The organism is Mucilaginibacter lacusdianchii, assembly GCF_009770985.1.
GTDB lineage: Bacteria > Bacteroidota > Bacteroidia > Sphingobacteriales > Sphingobacteriaceae > Mucilaginibacter > Mucilaginibacter lacusdianchii.
The window spans coordinates 1,489,216-1,509,309 of the sequence record NZ_WSRW01000001.1; the positions used below are offsets into that span (position 1 = coordinate 1,489,216).

Sequence of the window (20,094 nt, forward strand, 5' to 3'; positions counted from 1 at the left end):
TAAAAAATCGTATTTTTGCATATAATAAGCAGAGAAAGAACTATTAAATGTCAGAAGACAAAAGCATAAAATTAATTAAAGCAGCAAAAGAGCTTAACATTGGTATCGGTACCATTGTCGACTTTTTAGCGTCTAAAGGCTACAAGGTAGACAAACAACCTATGGCCAAGCTGGACGGTGACATGTACTCGGTATTGTTAAAAGAATTTGCTGCTGACAAAGATCAGAAGGAAAAAGCCAAGCAAATCAATATCGGCAAAATACGCCGTGATGAGCCTGGTATTGTTCCTGACAAACCAACAGAGCACCGTTCAAAAGACTTTGAACGCGACGAGATCCTGATTAAAAATGCAGGAAATTTTGCAGGTACCGATAAGCCTAAACCAGCTGATAAGCCGGAAGGTTCATTGCCTGGCGTTAAAGTGGTAGGTAAAATAGACCTGAACAACTTAAACGCGCGCCCATCTCGTCCGGAAGTGCAAGAAGAACCTGTGGCTCAAAAGCCTGCTGAGAAGCCTGCTGCTCCGGCGCCAACACCAGCTCCGGCCCCTGCGCCAGAACCGGTAAAAGAAACGCCTGCCCCTGCTCCGGTGGCTGAGAAGCCTGCTGCTCCGGCACCAACGCCGGCTCCAGAGCCTAAGCCGGAACCGAAACCAGAGCCGGTAAAAGAAACGCCTGCGCCTGCTGCTCCGGCACCAGTGGCCGAAAAGCCTGCCACCCCAGCTCCGGCACCAACGCCTGCTGCTCCGGTGGTAACGCCTCCGGCTCCTCCTGCTGCCCCAGAACCTGCCGCTGCGCCAGCGCCAGAAAACGAAGTGATTCGTGCTAAGGCCGAGCGTTTAACCGGACCAAACGTAATTGGTAAAATCCAGTTACCGGTTGACAATGGACGACGTAACCAACCGGTTGCGTCATCATCAAACGCTAATAACGCTGATCACAAACGCAAGCGCAAGCGCAAAGATTTGCCAGGCGGTCAGCAAGGTGGTGGTCAAGGTCAACAAGGCGGTCAGCAAGGACAACAAGGCCAAGGCCAACAAGGTGGCCAAGGCGGTCATGGACAAGGCAACCAACAAGGTGGCGGCTACCAAGGTAACCGTCAAGGTGGTGGTGGCTACCAGGGTAATCGTCCTGGTGGTGGCTACCAGGGTAATCGTCCTGGAGGCGGCTATCAGGGTAATCGTCCTGGAGGCGGCTATCAGGGTAATCGCAATGCGCCACAACCTAGCACACCTAAAGAAGAACCAACAGAAAAAGAAATACAAGACCAGATTAAAGCTACACTGGCCCGCTTAAGCGGTGCTGGTAAATCAGGTAAATTTGCACAGCGGGCTAAATTCCGCCGTCAAAAACGTGATGATGTAGCCGCATCGGCCGAGGAAGCAGCATTGGAAGAAGCAGCACAATCAAAAGTGCTGAAGGTTACAGAGTTTGTAACCGCCAACGAGCTGGCATCTTTAATGGACGTACAGGTTACCCAAATCATTTCAACTTGTATGAGTTTGGGTATGTTCGTATCCATTAACCAAAGGTTGGATGCAGAAACCCTTACCATTGTGGCCGACGAGTTTGGTTACCAGGTAGAGTTTGTAAAACCTGAGGAAGACGAAGCTGACTTGGACGTACCAGATGCTCCGGAGGATTTGATTCCACGTGCGCCAATCGTAACCATTATGGGTCACGTTGACCACGGTAAAACATCTTTACTGGATTTTATCCGCAAAACCAACGTAATTGGTGGCGAAGCAGGTGGTATCACTCAGCACATTGGTGCTTATGAGGTAACACTGGAAGATAAACGTAAAATTACATTCCTAGATACGCCAGGTCACGAAGCGTTTACCGCTATGCGTGCCCGTGGTGCTCAGGTAACCGATATTGTTATCATTGTTATTGCTGCTGACGATAGCGTGATGCCGCAAACCCGCGAGGCTATTAACCACGCACAGGCTGCCGGTGCGCCAATCATCTTTGCCTTTAACAAAATTGACAAGCCAGGTGCTAACGCTGATAAAGTGCGCGAACAATTAGCCTCCATGAATATTTTGGTGGAAGATTGGGGTGGTAAATATCAGGCGCAAGAAATTTCTGCAAAATCGGGCTTAAACGTAGGCTTGTTACTGGAAAAAGTATTGCTAGAAGCAGAGTTACTGGAATTGAAAGCTAATCCTAAAAAACGTGCTGTAGGTACCGTAATTGAGGCTGCGTTAGATAAAGGCCGTGGTATTGTAACCACCGTACTGGTGCAATCGGGTACCTTACGTGTAGGTGATGCGATACTGGCCGGTAGCTATAGCGGCCGTGTAAAAGCCTTAAGCAACGAGCGTGGCATGCGTGTAAGCGAGGCTGGCCCGTCAACACCGGTACAGGTGTTGGGTATGCAAGGTGCACCAACTGCAGGTGATAAATTCAACGCGCTGGATAGCGAGGTGGAAGCCCGTGAAATTGCCAACAAACGTTTGCAATTACAACGTGAGCAAGGCCTGCGTACGCAGAAACACATCACGCTGGATGAGATTGGTCGTCGTTTGGCTATCGGTAACTTTAAGGAGTTGAACATCATCGTTAAAGGTGACGTGGATGGTTCTATCGAGGCTTTATCCGACTCGTTACTGAAACTATCTACTGATCAGATACAGGTAAATATTATCTCTAAAGCGGTGGGTCAGATTTCCGAATCAGACGTATTGTTAGCTTCGGCATCGGATGCAATCATCATCGGTTTCCAGGTACGCCCTTCAGGCAGTGCCCGTAAGCTGGCCGAGCAAGAGCAGATTGATATTCGCCTGTACTCTATCATCTACGATGCGATTAACGAGATTAAGGCAGCGATGGAAGGCATGCTGGCACCAACCTTTGAAGAGAAGATTGTGGCTAACGTGGAAATCCGCGAAACCTTCAAGATCAGCAAAGTTGGTACTATTGCCGGATGTATGGTACTGGACGGTAAAATAACCCGTAACAGCAAAATCCGTATCATTCGTGATGGCGTAGTGGTTTACACTGGCGAGCTGGCTTCACTGAAACGTTATAAAGACGATGTGAAAGAAGTAAACGCCGGTTACGAGTGTGGTTTGAACATCCAAAACTTCAACAACATAGAAGTAGGCGACATTGTAGAAGCTTATGAAAACGTGGAAGTAAAACGCAAGTTATAATGCACTGATAATTATAAAAAAAGCCGCTTTGATAATACAAAGCGGCTTTTTTTATAGTAAAATATTTAATTGTTAGTATACTTTGTACACAAGTCAATTGAATATAGAATTAGCGTCTGGTTACCATCACTTGTTTTTCCGATACCGGAATCTCCTGACACATCACTTCCGTCTTAACTTTAGCTGGTACTACACTGGTAGTTCTATTTTGGTTACCGTTGCCACATTTGCCAAGTAAAGTATAAATGACTATAAATATGATGATCGTAGAAAAGCAGCCACCACCTAATTTTTTGGCTCCGTATCCTGCAATTAAAGCTCTGAAAAAGTTATTCATGTTTTTGTGTGATTTATACAGGGTTAACAGCGCTTGACAAATTTGGTTTTAAAACGGTATGGGGCAATGCTTAAGGTCAAAGCCTATATTACATATAGATAAGTTATTAACTCAAAAGCTATATCCATTGACTACAGCCTTTTAAGCTTTAATAAGATATGCCACCTAGCTAATCTGCGCTGCAATGATGGTTTCCGAAAAACGTTCCATTTCTTCCAACTGCGGGCTGCATTGCAATAAAAAGAAATCAACGCCTACCTTTTCAAATTCGGCAATGCGATCTTGTACCTGCCACGGCGTGCCGGTAAGCCCTGTACGTAAGCCCCGATTAGAAACCGAGTAGTCGGAAAGCGATACGCGCTGTTCAAGCTGTGTACCTGATAGCCACTGCTGATAATTTTTATAACCGGATGAACCTTCCTGTACGTTAGTAATACGTTCCAGCTCTTGATTTACCTCTTGTTCCGAGTTGCGGATAATGCTGTAACCCGCCACACCATAAAGCATAGGCGGTAAGCCTTTCTTTTCACGGCGTTCGCGCATATCGGAAATACGGCGACCAATCAGTTCGGGCGAGTCGCCATGCATTACGTAGCCATCACAGGTAGAGGAAATCAGGTCTTTAGCCGCTTCCGATTCGCCGCCGGCATAAATTTTAGGGCGTGGGCTGGATACCGGTTTAGGCTGCAGTACGTTATCATTTACTTTATAGTATTTGCCGTTAAAGCTGTAATGATCTTGTTTCCAAACATTGTCCACTACTTCCAGCCATTCGGCAGTGCGTGCATAGCGGTCGTCATGCTGTTCAAATTGGATGCCGTATTTCTCGGCTTCATCCTTCCACCACGATGATACTACGTTGAGCGATATGCGGCCATTGCTGATGTGATCTATATTAGCCGCCTGCTTAGCCAGCTGTGCTGGGTTATGAAAGGTAGGTCTAACTGCTACCATCAGTTCCTGCTTATTAGTCACCGCAGCCAAAGCCGCAGCGGTAGACCATGCATCCAAGGATGGTGCTTGCTCGCCTTTTATATCGTTTAGATATAGCTCGGCAATCAGGGCAATGTCAAACCCAATTTCCTCACTTCTGATGGCCAGCTTTTTGACATAGTCCCAAGTAGGCTGCATATTTTCATCAGTTACATTGCGCAACCAGCCGCCAAATACCGGCATCCAATATCCGTAGTTCATATTTTTACTTGTGTGTCATCAAGGGTGTGTTGTGTGTTTGTGTGAATACAATTTTATACTCACAACAGACAACACACCCCCTCAATTTATACTACCGCTATATCCTCACTTTTTTTAACGGCTTCCTGCTCTAAAAAGTCAACCAAGCGCTCGTGCGGGTTGAAGCCAATTACGTTTACAGCATCGGCTACAAAGTTGGATAGCGCATTTACATCATAATAATAAATCTCGCCGTCACGGTCGTCAATGATATATTCAATGCCGCCTACGTCAATGCCGCTTTGCTGAACAATGGTTTCAATGTTTTTGATTACCTCGGCAGACGGGGTATAGTTTTCTACTTTTAAGCCGTTTTTAGGAGCATCTAAAGCACAAGCATTACGAACCAATTCGGTACCGGCAGTAGTCTGGCAGATATCGGCCGGGCATAAATTAAAGCTCTCACCGGTGGTGTATACGCGGATAGCATATAGGTATTTGCCGCCCAAAGTTTCTACACGGGTAATATAGCCGCCACGTGCCGGAATAAACTCCTGCACCAATGCAGTATGGTCTACCCCAAAATCAATCTGGTTATTTTTAATCGCTTCACGAACTTCTTCAACCGAATTAAACTTTTCGATACCGGCGCCGCTGCCGCCAATATTGGCTTTTACAACGATTGGAAAACGCAGGCCTTCGGTAGCCGATTCAATTTGTGAAACATGATTTACTACTCTTGATTTTGGATATTTGATACCCAGCTGTTGCAGCAATATCAATTGCAGTGCTTTAGACGTTTCGTAAGTGAAAGCACGATAGCCGTTAATTACGCGTACGCCATGCAATTCCAGGTGCTTAAGGTAATTCAATGTATAAAAAGTACCTTGAATGCCATCGCGCAAATAAGCCGAGGGGCTCATGCGGTTAAAGAATAACGCAAACTGCGGTGCTTTTTCTTCGATGGCAAACTGGTGTTGAGTAGGATCTATTGATTGATAAGGAATGCCTCTTTTTTCAAGTTCGGCAAACAAAGGTTTAAACCAATCCGGGTGTTCATGAAATATAGCAAATGGCTGCATAATAGTCAGTTATTAAATTCAAAAGTAATTAAGTTATTGAAACGCACAAATTAAATGTAAGTGCCTACATAAAAAAAGCGCCTCTATATTGAAACTGTTACAAATATCTACTCTTTTAGTAGAGTAAGCAGATGCGGTTTGCTTTTTTTACAAATTGCAGATTTCTTTTCTTACAGCTTATTTGCAGTTCTTGGCTATGTAAGTATCCGCTATAGTACTGCCCAGATTACGGATAAAGTTCCAGTCTTTACAAGCACCTTCGGTATCACCTTGTTTAAATTTTTGATTGGCCTGGTCCAATAAATCATTCAAAACGTCATCATCAATACCTAACTGCTTTTTAAGAGCAATAATTTCGCCCTCTTTGGCCGGATCGGCAGTGCCTTTATATTTGTTGGCGTAGTAATTGGTAATGGCATTTTCCAACTCTTGCCGGTTTTGATAAGCTAACACGGCAGCGCCTATATCCACAGGCTGTCCGTTATTGACACGTGCACAACGTGCTGCATCAGGTGTAAAGCGTATGGGTAAAATAAGGCGGGTACTGCTAATGTTTTCGGGTAAGGTCCATTTACCCGAGGTAAGCTTAATTACCCGTACGGCTTCCTCATCCAAATCAATACCCGGACCTTGCTCTACACGCACATCAGATACCGTTCCGGTTTTATCTACCTGAAAACCTACACGAACCACTGCAGAAATACAATTTTGACGTGAAAATTCAGGGTACATTAAATGGCTGGCAATAAAACTATTGAATGCAGTTTGCCCGCCTTTAAAAATGGGCTGCGCCTGAGCCGGAGATAGATATAGAAAAGCCGTTAAGGCTGTGGTAAATAAATACTTTAACATTTTATAAATCATGTATATAAAACGCTAACAGTTAATTTACATTATAGTGTTTTGTGGAATTGTAAAATCAGTTCCGGATCGGGAATATTTTGTTGCAGGGTGTCTTTTTCGGAGTAACGGCCTACGCCCGGATAATCGCCGGCTTTACCTTTCATATCGAACATTAATTGGAAATGCAGATGGGGAGGCCAGCTGCCGTTCTCGGCAGCATCGCCAAAAAGAGCAATCTGCTGGTTCTTTTGTATGGGCCGACCAACCTGTAGGCGGTTCAGACAAGCCGCATTTAAATGGCCATATAGGCTATATAATGTCAAGCCGTTCAGATTGTGCTGCAGTATGATGGTTGGACCGTAATCGCCAAAGTTGTTGTTATTGGCAAAGCTGTGTACCCTTCCTGCCAATGGCGCATATACAGGCGTGCCTGCTGCAGCCCAAATATCTACACCTAAATGTAAGCGGCGGGGTTCCTGCCCGGCGGTATCAAACAATGCACTGCGGGCATATAGGGTACGATGTTCCATATAGCCGCCTATGCCGTAACGGCAACCGCTTTGCGCTATCTGTTGCTGTACCCACTGGCTAAATTTGCCGGTGTCGGCAATGTCATCTGCGCTTAGGTTGGTATTTGCTGCGGTAAAATCAAAAGGCAACAGGCAATCAGTAGTACAATCAAAATCTACCACTTTGCCTACTGCCTCGGGATGGTGCTGTAAATAGGCCGCCAGTTGCTGATGTTTATTCATGTAAGCAGGGCAATGGCTTATTCTTCGTCTTTCTGACGATCTTCTTTGCTGATCTTGTCAAAAATCTTGTCCATACGTTCCACGTACTCGTTGGTATCATCCACAAAAAACTCCAGTTGTGGTATTACACGTACTTGGTCTTTAATGCGGGCGCCCAATTTATAGCGAATTTCGGAAGCATGCGATTTTACAGTTTGCAGCGATTGCTGCGTATTGGTGTTATTAAAAAAGCTTAAAAAAACGCGGGCTATGGCTAAATCGGGCGTTACCCGTACTTTGGTAATAGTTACCAGTGTATTAGGCAAAAAGCTCATGCCTTCGCGCTGAAATATAGCGGCCAGATCTTGCTGGATAACACCGGCAAATTTTTGTTGACGTTTTGATTCCATGTTAATGTAACGTTGTTAAACGTAAAAGGTTATTTTATAGTGAGGCAGAAAGGCTAAGATGATAGGTGAATGATAAAGGGAAACAGGAGTGATTTAGTCTGAATAATAGTATAAACCTATTATCAGTTACACATATCCTCGGGTATCTCTCTGGTAATTTTAAGTACCTTTTTTACTACCAGGGTACTGTCAAACTCCGACCCCATACCCTCGGTGCCGGATGGTACTTTATGGCCTTCTACCTCTACATAAACCGGCTCATAAGGCTTTTCAAAATTCATTTGCGAGTATTGCAATTCCAGCTGGGCCGAACTGTCGGTTACCCAATACTCATGAGTATCATCACAGTTTTTGAACGATTTAATTTCGGGTCCGAAACTGTATAAGCCTTTGAAAACCTGTGGCTTTCCGGCTTTGTCCGACTTGTTGGTACATGAGCAAAATACGGCCACCAACACTCCCAATATATATATCCTCAGCCTTAACTGCATGTTGCAAAGTTATAAATCCTGTTTAATTTCATCTAAGCCTTTTACACTTAAGCGTGCGCTGATGCCTGATGCAATAACTGATATAATGGTTACGGTAAAAAAAACGAGTAAAAAGTCGGTGGCTTTTATGTCAACCGGGTAGGCGTCAATCACCATCATTTGTCCGCCCATTTTTACCAGTCCAAATTGTTGTTGCAGTATGCAAAAGCCCAGTCCCAGTATCATACCAACCACACAGCCAATAGCCGATATCATCATCCCTTCAAAAAAGAAGATGCCTTGTATAAGCGGTTTGCCCGCACCCAAACTGGTTAGTACGGCAATATCCTTACGCTTATCAATTACCAGCATGGTGAGCGAGCCGATGATGTTGAAAATAGCTATAATCAGTACAAAGGTCAGTATCAAATAAGTAAACCAGCGTTCGTAGTTTAAAGTTTTATACAGTTCGGTATTTTGCTGATAGCGGTTTTTAACTACAAAGGCTTTACCCAGTTTATCTTCCGCTTCTTTTTTGATGGCATTTACATTAGTGCCTTTGTTAAAATTAAGCTCAACGGATGATAGTTGCACCGGGATATCCAGCAAACGGCGGGTAAACTCAATAGGCGTTACCACCATATCATCAAAATCTTGCTGTACCGCAAATATGCCTGATGGGTTGATGAATTGTACCGTAAATTCATCGGCCGGATTTATAGAATTGACCGCCGAATTGCGCCGGGGCGAATATACCTGCATAGTGGCCAACGGGTCGTTTACATTAATGGCCAAACTGTTTTGCACCAGGCCGCCTATTACTGCATATTGCTTGCCATTGGCTTTCAATGTAAAAGAGCCTACCTGAATGGTGCTATCCAGTTGTTTGTTTTTCAAAAAATCGTCGCTTACACCGCGCACGGTGCCGATGAATTGCCGGTTATTATAGCGGATAAGGGCTTTTTCCTGCAATACCTCGGTAAAAGAAAATACCCGTACATCGTGCTTTAACTGTTTAAAGTACGCCACGTTAGGGTCAAACGTTTTGCCTTGCGCCGGTTCAATCTTTAGTTCGGGTGTAAAGTTGTTATACATGGATAGTATCACCTTTTCGAACCCGTTAAAAACCGACAATATAATAATCAGCGCCGCGCTACCCACCAACACACCCAGCATCGAAATACCTGATATGATATTTATCGCGTGCATTTTCTTGCGCGAAAAAAGGTATCGTTTAGCTATGTATATCGAGGTGTTCACTTATTTAGTTGTCTGTTGTGGGGTGTCTGTTGTCAGGTACTTGAATCGGTTATTAGCGTTTTAAATTATGTTGTTTCTGTGTTGTAGTATCTGATAAATCCGTTTAGTAGCTTTCTTACAACTTCTAACTTAGTTAAAAGTTCTTTAAAGGCAGTTTCGGTTATATAATTCAAATCATGGCTCAAATATACTTGAGTTTCTAACTCATATAAAGAACCTCTGGCAATGAAGAAAAGTTGCACACTGTCTTTTTTATGATTTCGTCCGCAACCTTCAGCAATGTTAGACGGTATTGAAACGGCGCAACGCCTTATCTGGTTAACTAAGCCGAACTGTTCTTCTTTGGGATAGAGTTTTGTTAACACATAGATATCCGCTACCAACTTTCTGGCTTCTATCCAAACATTTAGTTCTGTAAACCTTTTATATTCGTTCTGCATTATTTACTGACAACACACAACAGACAACACACAACTAACTTAAAAAAATGGATTTGTTTGTTTTTCATACCCAATTGTGGTTTCCGGGCCATGGCCCGGATAGACTACCACATTCTCCGGCAAAGTAAATAACTTCTCCTGAATATTAGTTAACAGCTGTGTATGGTTACCACCCGGTAAATCGGTACGGCCAATGCTGCCTCTAAATAGTACATCGCCGCCTACCAGTAGTTGGTCGGCTTCATCATAAAAGCATAGGTGGGCTGGCGAATGGCCGGGGGCAAATATCAGTTGCAGTGTAGTATTGCCAAAGCTGATGCTTCCGGTTTCGGGCAGATAAGTATCAGGCAGGGGCGATAGCTCGTAGCGTATGCCCGACTGCTGCGACCATACCGGCATGGCTTGCAATACCACCAGTTCGCCTTCGTGAAACTGCGGTTTAAGGCCGTATTGGTTGAACACGAATTTGTTGCCCAACACATGGTCAATATGGCAATGGGTATTGAGCAGCAGTACAGGTTTCAGGTTGTTGGTTTTTATGAAGTTAACCACCACATCCTGCTCGGCACCGGTGTACATGCCGGGGTCGATGATGGCGCATTCGCCGCTATCGTCGTACAGTAAGTAGGTGTTTTCCTGGTAAGGGTTGTTGGTAAATGCCTGTATTTTAGCCATAGCCAAAAGTAGGGCTTTGGTTTGGGAATTGGGAATTTGTTATTATTTTATGGCAGACTTGAAGTCTGTGAACATAGGGGTTCTTAGTGTGGCAACTAAGAAAAGCAGGCAGTTGGGAAGGCTACAAACAGCGAGGGAATTCTAGTTTTAATGATTTGTCAAAATTATATGTTGTCTAATTGTGTCTACAATAAAATCTCATAACTACCTCTGGTAAAAGTCGATTTAAACACTCCAACTGCTATTTAATTATTCCCCATTTTTGGGGAATAATTAAATTTATTAGGTATATTTGATTGTTCTATTACTCAAAAAAGGGGAATATGTCTGATATATTATTGAATGAGATTTATAAGATGCTCGATTCTGGTGAAACAACATCATTTAGAGAATTAGTTGAGCAAAAGAAAAAAGAGTTGGCTATTAATTCTGATTTGCAGCTGGCTAAGTTAACCGGAATTGATAAAAACACACTTCCTCGTATTATAGATGGAGAAACACAAAAAGTTGATTTGTTCTCCTTAATCAAACTTTGTCATTTTTTAGGTTTAGATACTACTCAAGTGCTACAAATTTATGTCGCCTCCTTAAAACCAGAGATTATTGGCGATTTAGATAGAGCACGAACCGCCAACTATATCTTACGCAATTTCGATTTGCAAGGCCTGCACAAAATTGGCTTTATTAAATCAACGACTGATTTTGATGCTATAGAAAAGCGTATTACGACTTTTTTCAACCTCGATTCAATTTTTCAATACAACAGTTATATAGGTGCGGTTGCTTTTAGTAGGACAAAAATCTTATCAAGTGATAAGATGCGAGAGTTTTGGATAAGAGCAGCTGTTTTTCATTTTGAAAAAATTAATAATCCTAATGAATATCAGAAAGATATATTAGCTTCGCTAATACCTAAGATTCACCCCTACACTCGGTATGTAGAAAAGGGATTACAGCATGTAATACAGGCTTTATATAACATTGGAGTAACCGTAATTGTACAAGGTTATTTAACCAAGACTCAAGTTAGAGGTGGCACATTCAGTATAAATAATAAGCCATGTATAGTTCTGACTGATTACCGTAATTCGTACCCACATTTATGGGCAGCACTAATGCATGAATTATTTCATGTACTCTATGAATTTGACTTAATTAAGTCAACTTCATATCATTTAACCGGCGATCCTCAAAGTCCGATGTTCCCTTTTAATGAAGAATATGCAGAAATATTTAGTTGGGATATGCTATTGCCAAAAGATAAGAGAGAATATGTCAAGCATATGATAAGAAGTGAAAGTACTATTGCATCTTTCGCTAAAGACAACATGGTGCATCCTGGCATTATTTACGCTGCTTATTGTGAAGACTTATATGCACAGCCTGACAAAAAAAGTGAATTCGGACTATACCAACATTTTTTTGGTAAAAGCGAAAAATCTATAAATGCAATAAAGTACACTCCTTGGCAGCGGGAGAATATCAACGAAGAAGTTGAAGAAAAAAAGCAGTCTTATAATTTATAATAAACCTAATTAGTATGAGTGACCATCAGAACAAAGAAGTTAAGTCCCAAGAGGATATTTTGGCAGATATGAAAAGATTATCCGAAGAAGTCAAAAAAAATGTAGCTAACCAGCAATTATTGAATTTTGAAGCAGATCTTGGCGAAGAAGATTTGGAAACATCATACGAAAATGACGCTCCAAATTTAGTAGCTAATCCTGACGTATCTCACCGTTTGTGGTATACAATGCAACAAATGATGATTAACAATCTACCAAGAATCGATAATAGGAAGCCAATGACGCTTGAGCGCAAGAAGTCGAACGATGTGATTAAGGATTTTAATTCAAAAATATTTGCTGAGAAGTCACTGTTTTTAAATAGAGGTAAAGAAGTTGATAAAAACGGCAGGCGGGGTAGCGACCAGAGGCAGGCATATATACCTGACTTTCTTAAAATAGCATATGACATAGTTGTTAAATGGGTTGCCCAAGGGGCTTCCCCAATGGATTTGTTTTTGGCATTTTACGACCTTAATGTGGAAAGAGGATATCGAAAAGAAGGACGCACTACCAATTCTTCAGAAGATCAGCCAGCTTAAACAAAAAATGATTTCGCACTGCTTAAATTAGCTCGATAAAATATCGGGCTAATTATTGTTGCAATATTTAGAAAGTGGCTTTATAAATAAATTCCAAAGGTTTTTCACAAGCGTTCGAGATGACAAGTCGGCGAAGAATCAACCCCTCACTCACCCTTTCCACTTAAAACTCTTAATCAGCACCGCAATATCTTTCTTCACAAAGTCCAGTACGGGCTGAATAGAATCCAGTTTGGGTTGGGTATTAAAGTACAGGGCACCGCGTAGGTAGTGGTGGGTGCTGTCGGTCAAAAAAAACTGGGCCGATGAGGCTGCATTGCCGTCTATGGTATAGTAAATGCCGTATACCTTACGGTCGGGGTAGCGGATGATACCCTCATCTATCGAGGTGGCTTTTACCGTATGCTTAAAGGCAAACGTGTGTGCATCTTCCACCAGTTCGTTAAATACTTTTTTGGAGGTAACGGGCTGGTAACTTAAATGCAGGGTACCGTTAAACTGTGGCAGTTGCAGGTTAATCCAGCAAGGCTTAGCCTCGCGCGATTTATCGGGTTCTACCACGGCATAGGTAGGATAATTGAACGTGTATGGACAATCGGTATTGTATTGCTGATACTCGTGCTTCGGGAAATAAATGCGGGCATAGCCGCGTGGTTTAGGCGCATAGTCGGGCGTGCTGTTGCAAGCGGATAGCAACAGCAGAATGGGCAGTAGCGCCGAAAGTATTGTTACGGATGCTTTTCTCTCGAATTCCATATCTCCCATGATTTTTCGGCTTGTAAAATCAGCATCTCGTGACCGTTTTTGGTAACGGCGCCCTGCTCCCGTCCTTTTTGCAGAAACAGGGTTTCTTCGGGATTGTAAATTAAATCGTACAATACATGGTCGGCCGTGATATGCTCATACGGTATGTCCGGACACTTATCTACATTGGGGGCCATGCCCAGCGGCGTAGTGTTGATAATGAGTTTGTGCTCATCCATAATATCGGCCGTCAAATCTTTATACTGAAACTGGTGTTTATCAGGCTCGCGTGATACATAGGTAAAATCAATACCCAGTTTTTTCAGTACAAACTTAACAGCCCGGCCCGCACCGCCGGTGCCCAGTATCAATGCTTTTTTATGAATGGCTTTGCTAAGCAAAGGCGTAAGCGACATTTCAAATCCGTAAATATCGGTGTTGAAACCTTCCAGTCTAAACTCGTGGTCTTTTATCCCAACCTCGCCGTCAAACACGGCAGCAATTGGGCTTTCGGATGTAATGCGTATGCAGTTAACGGCATCGGCCTCTTTGGCATCGGGGTGCACCCAATCCAGGTAATACATTACACCAATTTTATGCGGAATGGTAACATTTAAACCGCACAACTTAGGGTTGGCCCGAAGCAGCTCCGGAAAATCGCTCAGGTTTTTAATCTCCAATAAATCATAAACATGATCGGTTAGCCCCAGCTGCTCATACTTCTCAGTAAAGTATTTTTTAGAGAAAGAATGCGATAGCGGATAGCCAATCAGTCCGTACTGTTTCATGGTATAATCAATATTTACCCGAAGGTGCTGTTTTACTTTGTAACAGGCAAGGGTAATTATTGATTTAAGAAATGATCGAAAGTATCGCTGCGCAAACCCAGTCGTAAAGTTTCCAGCGGGATAATATCAGCCGGGGCAATATTGCCTAGGTTCACATTGCTACCCAGCAATTTGATGAACCACACCTGCTGCGCTTTTTGCGGCGCTTCCCAAATAATGTTTTCGTCTTTAATTTGGGTTAGTATCTCATCAACCAAACCCTGGCGTACCTCGCCCGAATCGCGGTAGATGCCCACGTTGCCGCTTTCGCGAGCTTCAGCGATTACCTTCCAGGCACCGGCTTCTAACTCGGCCGACATCAATTGTATCCACTTATAAGGGGCAAATATTTTTTGCACGTCTTTAGAGCCTACTTCGGATATAACCGTTACCTGCTGGCTTAACTTACGAATGTACTCGCATTTAATATCGTGCTCAATAGTGATAGAACCATCAGATACTTCGGCGTGTTGCAACTGGTATTTGTCCAGTATGCGGCAATAGTCGTCAAACTGGTTGCGTATGATAAATGCTTCAAACAAAGTACCGCCAAAATATACTGGAATGCCTGCCTGTTTGTATAAGTTTAACTTATCTGTAAGATTAGGCGTAACATAAGATGTTGCCCACCCTAGTTTCACAATATCTGTATATGGGCCTGCTACTTCTAAAAAATCTTCCACCTGGCGCAAGCTTAAGCCCTTGTCCATCACCATTGTCATGCCGTTGGTGCGTGGTTTTATGGTGCGGTCGGGTATGTTGTTTAAAGAATAGTTCATAGTATCGCAAATTAGTTATAGACTATAACCAAAAGTTTTAATGTTGCAAAGATTGCAAAATTTTATGTTTTTGGATGTCTGTGCCATGTTAAATTTAGTACTTGCTTAAAGATAGTTACGGTACAATTTAGTGGTTTGATATGCCGTAAGGTTTTATTTATCACAAACAATAGAGCTATTTATACGCTTTGTAACTGAATACTTACAATTAGCTTATGCCTCTAATAGAAAACTCTTCCAACCAGCCATCATCCGATAACCATTATACTTATCTGCAAAAAGTGTGGATGGCTGCCGGAAGCGTGGCACTGCTGGTTATTGTTATCTTTATCATTAAAGTAGCATTTAATGTGTTACTGATGGTGGTGGCCGGCAGTTTGATAGCCGTATACTTTCATGGTCTGGCCGATGCTATTGAACGGCGCACACCTTTAAGCAGGCGCGTTTGTATGTTTATTTCGGTGCTGGGTACATTTGCTATTATCGGTACCTTGTTTTGGTTTATGGGAACCAAAATTCAGCAGCAGGTAAGTGCGCTGAGTCAGGATTTTCCAGCACTGGTCAGTAAGTTGGAAGCACAGGTAAAGCACTATCCGCTGGGTCAAAAAATGCTGGATAATATATCAGGTGATAACTCGCAAAAAATAGCCAATACTGCACAAAGCTTTTTCAGAACCAGTTTTGGCGTACTGGGCGATATGTATATCATTTTGTTTTTGGGTATATTTTTTACCCTGCAGCCATCGGTTTATAAAAACGGCGTGATAAAGCTTATACCTCGTAGCGGCCAGCCTAAAGCACGGCAGGTAATGGACAGGTTAAGTGTAGTTTTAAAAGGCTGGCTAAAGGGAATGATGGTGGCTATGGTGCTCATTGCTATTTTAACTTTTACAGGTCTTACCATCATAGGCATACCTATGGCACTGGCACTGGCGGTAATTGCCGGTATACTTAACTTTATACCCAACTTTGGCCCTATCATGGCCATGGTGCCGGCCGTATTATTGGGCTTAACCGAAAGTACCCAAACCGCAATTATTGTAGCAGCCTTATATATATTAATACAAACGCTGGAAAGTAATGTGATTACCCCAACCATTCAGCGACGCATGATTAACCTGCCACCGGCACTGCTCATCATCGGACAGGTATTAATGGGAACACTATCGGGCGCTTTAGGTATTATTCTGGCTACGCCAATGCTGGCTATCACTATGGTTTTGGTTGATGAATTGTACATCAAACCCAATAACCCCGATACCGATACTGATCAAAAAGCATAAAAAAAGCCAGCGCTTATAAAGCGCTGGCCAGTTATATAATTGGTTAGTAATATCGCTTATTTGGTATAGCGGTTAATGATATCCAAAATAATCTTGTTTTTCTGTAATTGTGGCAGATAATCAAACAAGATATAGTGTTTATCAGGGTCAACCGTTAAAGCCATTTCCAAATTAGATAAAGCCTCGTTGTAATCGCCTTTGGCAAACAGGTAGGCTACCATTCGGTAATACAGCTCAGCTGCATCGGGGTTATGTTTAATGGCATCCGCTATCACCTCAATGGCATCCATCAGTCGGTCTTGCTCATATAAAATAGACGAATAATCCAGCCAGGCGTCTACATCCAGCGGGTTTAGTTCCACCACACGGTCATAAGCAATCTCCGCTTCGTTTAAGTGACCCAGCTTGTATTCGGCATCGGCAATGGCAAACCAGTAGTCGGCATTGAGTGCATCTAAGTCCAGTGCTTTTTTATAAAAATGCAGGGCCTCAAAATAGCGTTCTTCAAAATCGAGCGTTACACCAATACCAAACCAGGCGTCGGCCAGTTTGCTGTCCATGCGCACAGCCTTTTTATAAAAAGAGCGCGCCTCGTCCATTTGCTCCAGCTTTTCGTAGCACTCGCCAATGGCACAATAAGTATCGGCATTAGGCTGCTCATACTCAAACGTCTGGCGGTATACTTCAATAGCCTCCGCATATTTTTCCAGGTTCACCAAGGCGTTACCCTTATTAAAGTAGGCTGATGCAAAGCTGTCTTTAATCAGGATAGCATAGTCATATGCATCAATCGCTTTTTCAAACAGGCTCAGCTTAGTATAAGCGTTGCCCAGATTATACCAGGCGGCGTAGCTGTATGGCTCGTTATCTATATACTGCTGGTAAAACTGGATGCTTTCCTGCTGATTGTCTATTACATCATAGCAAAAGGCCAGTTCGTACAGGGCATCCTGATTTTCCATGTTCTGTTCCAGGCACTGTTTTAAGTGATGGATAGCCAGATCATAATCGCCCATGTTTTGGTAAACGTAGGCCATATGCAGCAGTATGTCGTCTGTTTCTTCGGCCATGCCTAAGGCTTTCTCATAGTTTTCGAGCGCCTCATTGTAACGGTCCATACTTTCGTACAGGTTGCCGCGGATGATGTATATATCAGCATCTGACGCTTCCAGCAGCGCAGCTTTATCCAGCGCGGCAAAAGCCTCAGAAACCCGGTTGGTTACTACCAGCAACTGGGCTTGTTTTATCAGGAACACGGCGGCAAAAGGGTGCTGGTTTTTGGCGTACTCTACCACCTGCAAGGCCTTAACCGGGTCGTTTTTTTCAATATAGTAATCAATAATGTTTTCAAATGCCTGCGCATCAAAAAAGTACTGATCATGATTACGGATCATTTCCTCATATCGTTCTACCGAAAACTTAGGATCTTCGCTAAAACCAAAATCATATTCTTCTTCCATTCAATCATTATTACAGTTACTCTATCAATATAGCAAAAAGTAAGCTAATATGAAAGCGCTAACCAAGTTTAAGGTACAATTATAAGGCGTACGTAAGTAAATAAGTTTTCCACAAACAGGCAGTGTGGATAAGTATTTGGTAACATATTGATTATGAATAGGCTTTTGGAAGCGGCGTTAGTAAGTTTTGAAACTAAAATATTACACTGCGGTTAATGAATTTTTACCTGATGCCTGCCAATATTTCATGTGTCGGTTAGTTATATATGAACGAGACATTGATATACCTTATTGCCTGACCTGTTTAAGCCACACTGTAGGGCTGGCAATTTTATGTAAATTGATGATTCGGCTAAACAAATAAGGCGGTTTTGTCCTTATCTTGCCGACCAATAATACGAATGAAACGTTTTCCTATTTACTTTACCCAAGCGATACTTTGCAGTGCTTTACTAAGCGCCATCACAGTATCAGCCCAAACCGTTACCATACCCCAGCCCGATCCGCCAAAAAACTGGCATGTGCTCGATTTAAAAACCGAGGGTTTTTATGGCATCAGCTTACACAAAGCTTATGCTGCTTTGAAAGGTAAACGCAGCAAACCAGTAGTAGTAGCTACTATAGATAGTGGTATTGATACCCTGCAAAAAGATTTGCGCAGCATTTTATGGATAAACACGAAAGAAATTCCCGGCAATGGTAAGGATGATGATGGCAATGGTTATATAGATGATATACATGGCTGGAACTTTTTAGGCGGCCCCGGCGGTAAATGCGATTTTACTGAAACCACCGAAGAAGTGCGCGAATACAACCGCCTGCGTACCCAGTATGCACCATTAACAGAGGCTACTGCAACCGACAAGAAAGCTTTTGCTTACTGGCAGCAGGTAAAAATGACGTATGATTCGACCATTGCTAAATCAGCCCGCGAGCTGAAAGATTATTCGGAGTTTTTAAATGCATTGGTTGCTAGTAGTGCGTACTTAAAGCGTGCGCTTAATTTGCAACCTAACGATTCATTTACACTCGCTTCGGTTAGTAAACTGCAGAGCACGGATGAATCGGTACAGAAAGCCCGCGATTTTTGGAAATTAGTGATGCAGGAAGAAAGCGCAACCACTACCAGCGCACAGATTATCAAAGAACTGACCGAATACCTGGCCAAGCTAAACAACGATATCAATCCCGATCTGGAAGCTCGCCAGCGCATTGTAGGCGACGATCCCAATGTTTGGGAAAGCACAACCCATGGCAGCAATCTGCTCAAGTTTGAAGATGCCTCACACGGTACCGGCGTAGCCGGTTTGATTGGTGCATTGCACGGCAATAAATATGGTATTGATGGTGTAGCCGATAACGTGCGCATTATGGCTATTAAAGCAGTGCCCAACGGGGATGAATACGATGAGGATATTGCCCGTGCCATCCGCTATGCGGTAGACAATGGTGCCAAAGTCATAAACATGAGTTTTGGCAAAAAGCTTTCGCCCCATAAAGCTTGGGTTGATGAAGCCTTTAAATACGCTGCCGCGCACGATGTGTTATTGGTACAAGCTGCTGGCAATGATAACCAGGATGTGGACACTAAGCCGCAGTTCCCGAATGATACTTTCGAAGATGGCTCGGCTACTGATGCCGACAATGTAATTTGCGTAGGCGCGTCTGGTTCGCGCGCGGATGAAACGCTGGCTGGTTCTTTCAGCAATTATGGCAAACGCAATGTGGATGTATTTGCACCTGGTGTAAAGGTAACATCAGTAGATAAAGATGCCGAGTTTAACACAGCCGATGGTACCAGCTTTGCCTCCCCTATAACAGCCGGTGTAGCGGCACTGTTGCTCGAGTATTATCCTAACTTGAGCGCTCGTCAGCTTAAGCAAATCATTTTGCAATCGGCCAAACCCATTAATAAACAAGTTTTGTTGCCTGGCAGCAAAACCGATAAAGTAGATTTTACAACCCTCAGCAAATCTGGCGGCATCGTAAATGCTTATGATGCGGTGCTGATAGCAGGGAAGGTTAAAGGAGAAAGAAAGAATTAATGTAAAAGCGGATGAGAGTCCGCTTTTTTGTTTTCGTTTGATTTTTGTTAGTGCTTTGACTTCTGGTTGTGCCCTGTTAGGATAAGGATTTCCTTAAACCACATCCTGTGGATGTTACTTTTTCTTTTGCCGGAAAAGAAAAAGTAACCAAAAAGAAAAGCTCTCGGCCGCACCTTTTCCTATGTTCGGCCTGTACTTTAACTTAAGACAGTGGTAGCCGGAAAAGCGGAATGCCGATTCTTTTTGTCTGTTATCTTCTGGCAGTGCTTC

Annotated in this window: 19 protein-coding genes; 5 read left to right on the forward strand and 14 right to left on the reverse strand. The window is 43.1% G+C overall.

The features are described 5' to 3' along the window. The first annotated feature begins 47 nt into the window (after nucleotides 1–47). Nucleotides 48–3,158: a translation initiation factor IF-2 gene (infB, locus tag GPM24_RS06730; protein WP_158825948.1), complete on the forward strand. Its 3,111-nt coding sequence runs from the start codon at nucleotides 48–50 to the stop codon at nucleotides 3,156–3,158. Between the two features lie 109 nt (nucleotides 3,159–3,267). Here infB and GPM24_RS06735 read toward each other — a convergent pair whose 3' ends face one another. The 10 genes from GPM24_RS06735 to GPM24_RS06780 all read right to left on the reverse strand — a co-directional run bounded on the left by GPM24_RS06735 (nucleotide 3,268) and on the right by GPM24_RS06780 (nucleotide 10,579). Continuing rightward, entirely contained in the window at nucleotides 3,268–3,495 is a 228-nt protein-coding gene (locus tag GPM24_RS06735) for a hypothetical protein (RefSeq protein ID WP_158825949.1), read from the reverse strand. A gap of 165 nt (nucleotides 3,496–3,660) precedes the next feature. Then, the gene (locus GPM24_RS06740; protein ID WP_158825950.1) at nucleotides 3,661–4,689 is read right to left on the reverse strand and encodes an LLM class flavin-dependent oxidoreductase; all 1,029 of its coding nucleotides are present in this window, start codon (nucleotides 4,687–4,689) and stop codon (nucleotides 3,661–3,663) included. A gap of 86 nt (nucleotides 4,690–4,775) precedes the next feature. Beyond that, nucleotides 4,776–5,750, reverse strand: coding sequence for an ATP-grasp domain-containing protein (locus tag GPM24_RS06745; RefSeq protein WP_158825951.1), 975 nt, complete (start codon nucleotides 5,748–5,750; stop codon nucleotides 4,776–4,778). A 177-nt stretch (nucleotides 5,751–5,927) separates the two neighbouring features. Then, nucleotides 5,928–6,602 (reverse strand): energy transducer TonB, encoded by a 675-nt coding sequence (locus GPM24_RS06750; protein ID WP_158825952.1) that lies wholly within the window; start codon nucleotides 6,600–6,602, stop codon nucleotides 5,928–5,930. A gap of 41 nt (nucleotides 6,603–6,643) precedes the next feature. Then, on the reverse strand, nucleotides 6,644–7,345 hold the full coding sequence (locus GPM24_RS06755; protein WP_158825953.1) for a peptidoglycan DD-metalloendopeptidase family protein: 702 nt from the start codon (nucleotides 7,343–7,345) through the stop codon (nucleotides 6,644–6,646). A gap of 17 nt (nucleotides 7,346–7,362) precedes the next feature. Next, the gene (gene rbfA / locus GPM24_RS06760) at nucleotides 7,363–7,734 is read right to left on the reverse strand and encodes a 30S ribosome-binding factor RbfA (RefSeq protein ID WP_199269691.1); all 372 of its coding nucleotides are present in this window, start codon (nucleotides 7,732–7,734) and stop codon (nucleotides 7,363–7,365) included. A 122-nt stretch (nucleotides 7,735–7,856) separates the two neighbouring features. Beyond that, on the reverse strand, nucleotides 7,857–8,225 hold the full coding sequence (locus GPM24_RS06765; RefSeq protein WP_158825954.1) for a hypothetical protein: 369 nt from the start codon (nucleotides 8,223–8,225) through the stop codon (nucleotides 7,857–7,859). 9 nt (nucleotides 8,226–8,234) lie between these two features. Beyond that, complete coding sequence (locus GPM24_RS06770) at nucleotides 8,235–9,413, reverse strand: FtsX-like permease family protein (RefSeq protein WP_233268748.1); 1,179 nt, start codon at nucleotides 9,411–9,413, stop codon at nucleotides 8,235–8,237. 116 nt (nucleotides 9,414–9,529) lie between these two features. Next, a complete protein-coding gene (locus GPM24_RS06775; RefSeq protein WP_158825956.1) occupies nucleotides 9,530–9,904 on the reverse strand; it encodes a four helix bundle protein in 375 nt (124 codons plus the stop codon). 39 nt (nucleotides 9,905–9,943) lie between these two features. Beyond that, entirely contained in the window at nucleotides 9,944–10,579 is a 636-nt protein-coding gene (locus tag GPM24_RS06780; RefSeq protein ID WP_158825957.1) for an MBL fold metallo-hydrolase, read from the reverse strand. 323 nt (nucleotides 10,580–10,902) lie between these two features. On the opposite strand from GPM24_RS06780, the gene GPM24_RS06785 reads away from it, so the two are divergent. Then, nucleotides 10,903–12,105, forward strand: coding sequence for a helix-turn-helix domain-containing protein (locus GPM24_RS06785; RefSeq protein WP_158825958.1), 1,203 nt, complete (start codon nucleotides 10,903–10,905; stop codon nucleotides 12,103–12,105). A gap of 14 nt (nucleotides 12,106–12,119) precedes the next feature. After that, nucleotides 12,120–12,686 (forward strand): hypothetical protein, encoded by a 567-nt coding sequence (locus GPM24_RS06790; protein ID WP_158825959.1) that lies wholly within the window; start codon nucleotides 12,120–12,122, stop codon nucleotides 12,684–12,686. Nucleotides 12,687–12,836: 150 nt separating this feature from the next. Here GPM24_RS06790 and gldD read toward each other — a convergent pair whose 3' ends face one another. Genes gldD through GPM24_RS06805 form a run of 3 tightly spaced genes read right to left on the reverse strand, consistent with a single transcriptional unit; the run spans nucleotide 12,837 to nucleotide 15,036 of the window. Further along, complete coding sequence (gene gldD, locus GPM24_RS06795) at nucleotides 12,837–13,442, reverse strand: gliding motility lipoprotein GldD (RefSeq protein WP_158825960.1); 606 nt, start codon at nucleotides 13,440–13,442, stop codon at nucleotides 12,837–12,839. Next, nucleotides 13,415–14,218: a shikimate dehydrogenase family protein gene (locus tag GPM24_RS06800; RefSeq protein ID WP_158825961.1), complete on the reverse strand. Its 804-nt coding sequence runs from the start codon at nucleotides 14,216–14,218 to the stop codon at nucleotides 13,415–13,417. The genes gldD and GPM24_RS06800 overlap by 28 nt, the downstream gene beginning before the upstream one ends. 56 nt (nucleotides 14,219–14,274) lie before the next feature. Then, on the reverse strand, nucleotides 14,275–15,036 hold the full coding sequence (locus tag GPM24_RS06805; RefSeq protein ID WP_158825962.1) for a phosphosulfolactate synthase: 762 nt from the start codon (nucleotides 15,034–15,036) through the stop codon (nucleotides 14,275–14,277). Nucleotides 15,037–15,251: 215 nt separating this feature from the next. On the opposite strand from GPM24_RS06805, the gene GPM24_RS06810 reads away from it, so the two are divergent. Further along, nucleotides 15,252–16,319 carry an AI-2E family transporter gene (locus GPM24_RS06810; RefSeq protein ID WP_158825963.1) on the forward strand — a complete coding sequence of 356 codons (1,068 nt, stop codon included), beginning with the start codon at nucleotides 15,252–15,254 and terminating at the stop codon, nucleotides 16,317–16,319. A 56-nt stretch (nucleotides 16,320–16,375) separates the two neighbouring features. Here GPM24_RS06810 and GPM24_RS06815 read toward each other — a convergent pair whose 3' ends face one another. Then, nucleotides 16,376–17,779, reverse strand: coding sequence for a tetratricopeptide repeat protein (locus GPM24_RS06815; protein ID WP_158825964.1), 1,404 nt, complete (start codon nucleotides 17,777–17,779; stop codon nucleotides 16,376–16,378). Between the two features lie 401 nt (nucleotides 17,780–18,180). On the opposite strand from GPM24_RS06815, the gene GPM24_RS06820 reads away from it, so the two are divergent. Then, a complete protein-coding gene (locus tag GPM24_RS06820) occupies nucleotides 18,181–19,824 on the forward strand; it encodes a S8 family serine peptidase (RefSeq protein ID WP_158825965.1) in 1,644 nt (547 codons plus the stop codon). Nucleotides 19,825–20,094 lie beyond the last annotated feature (270 nt).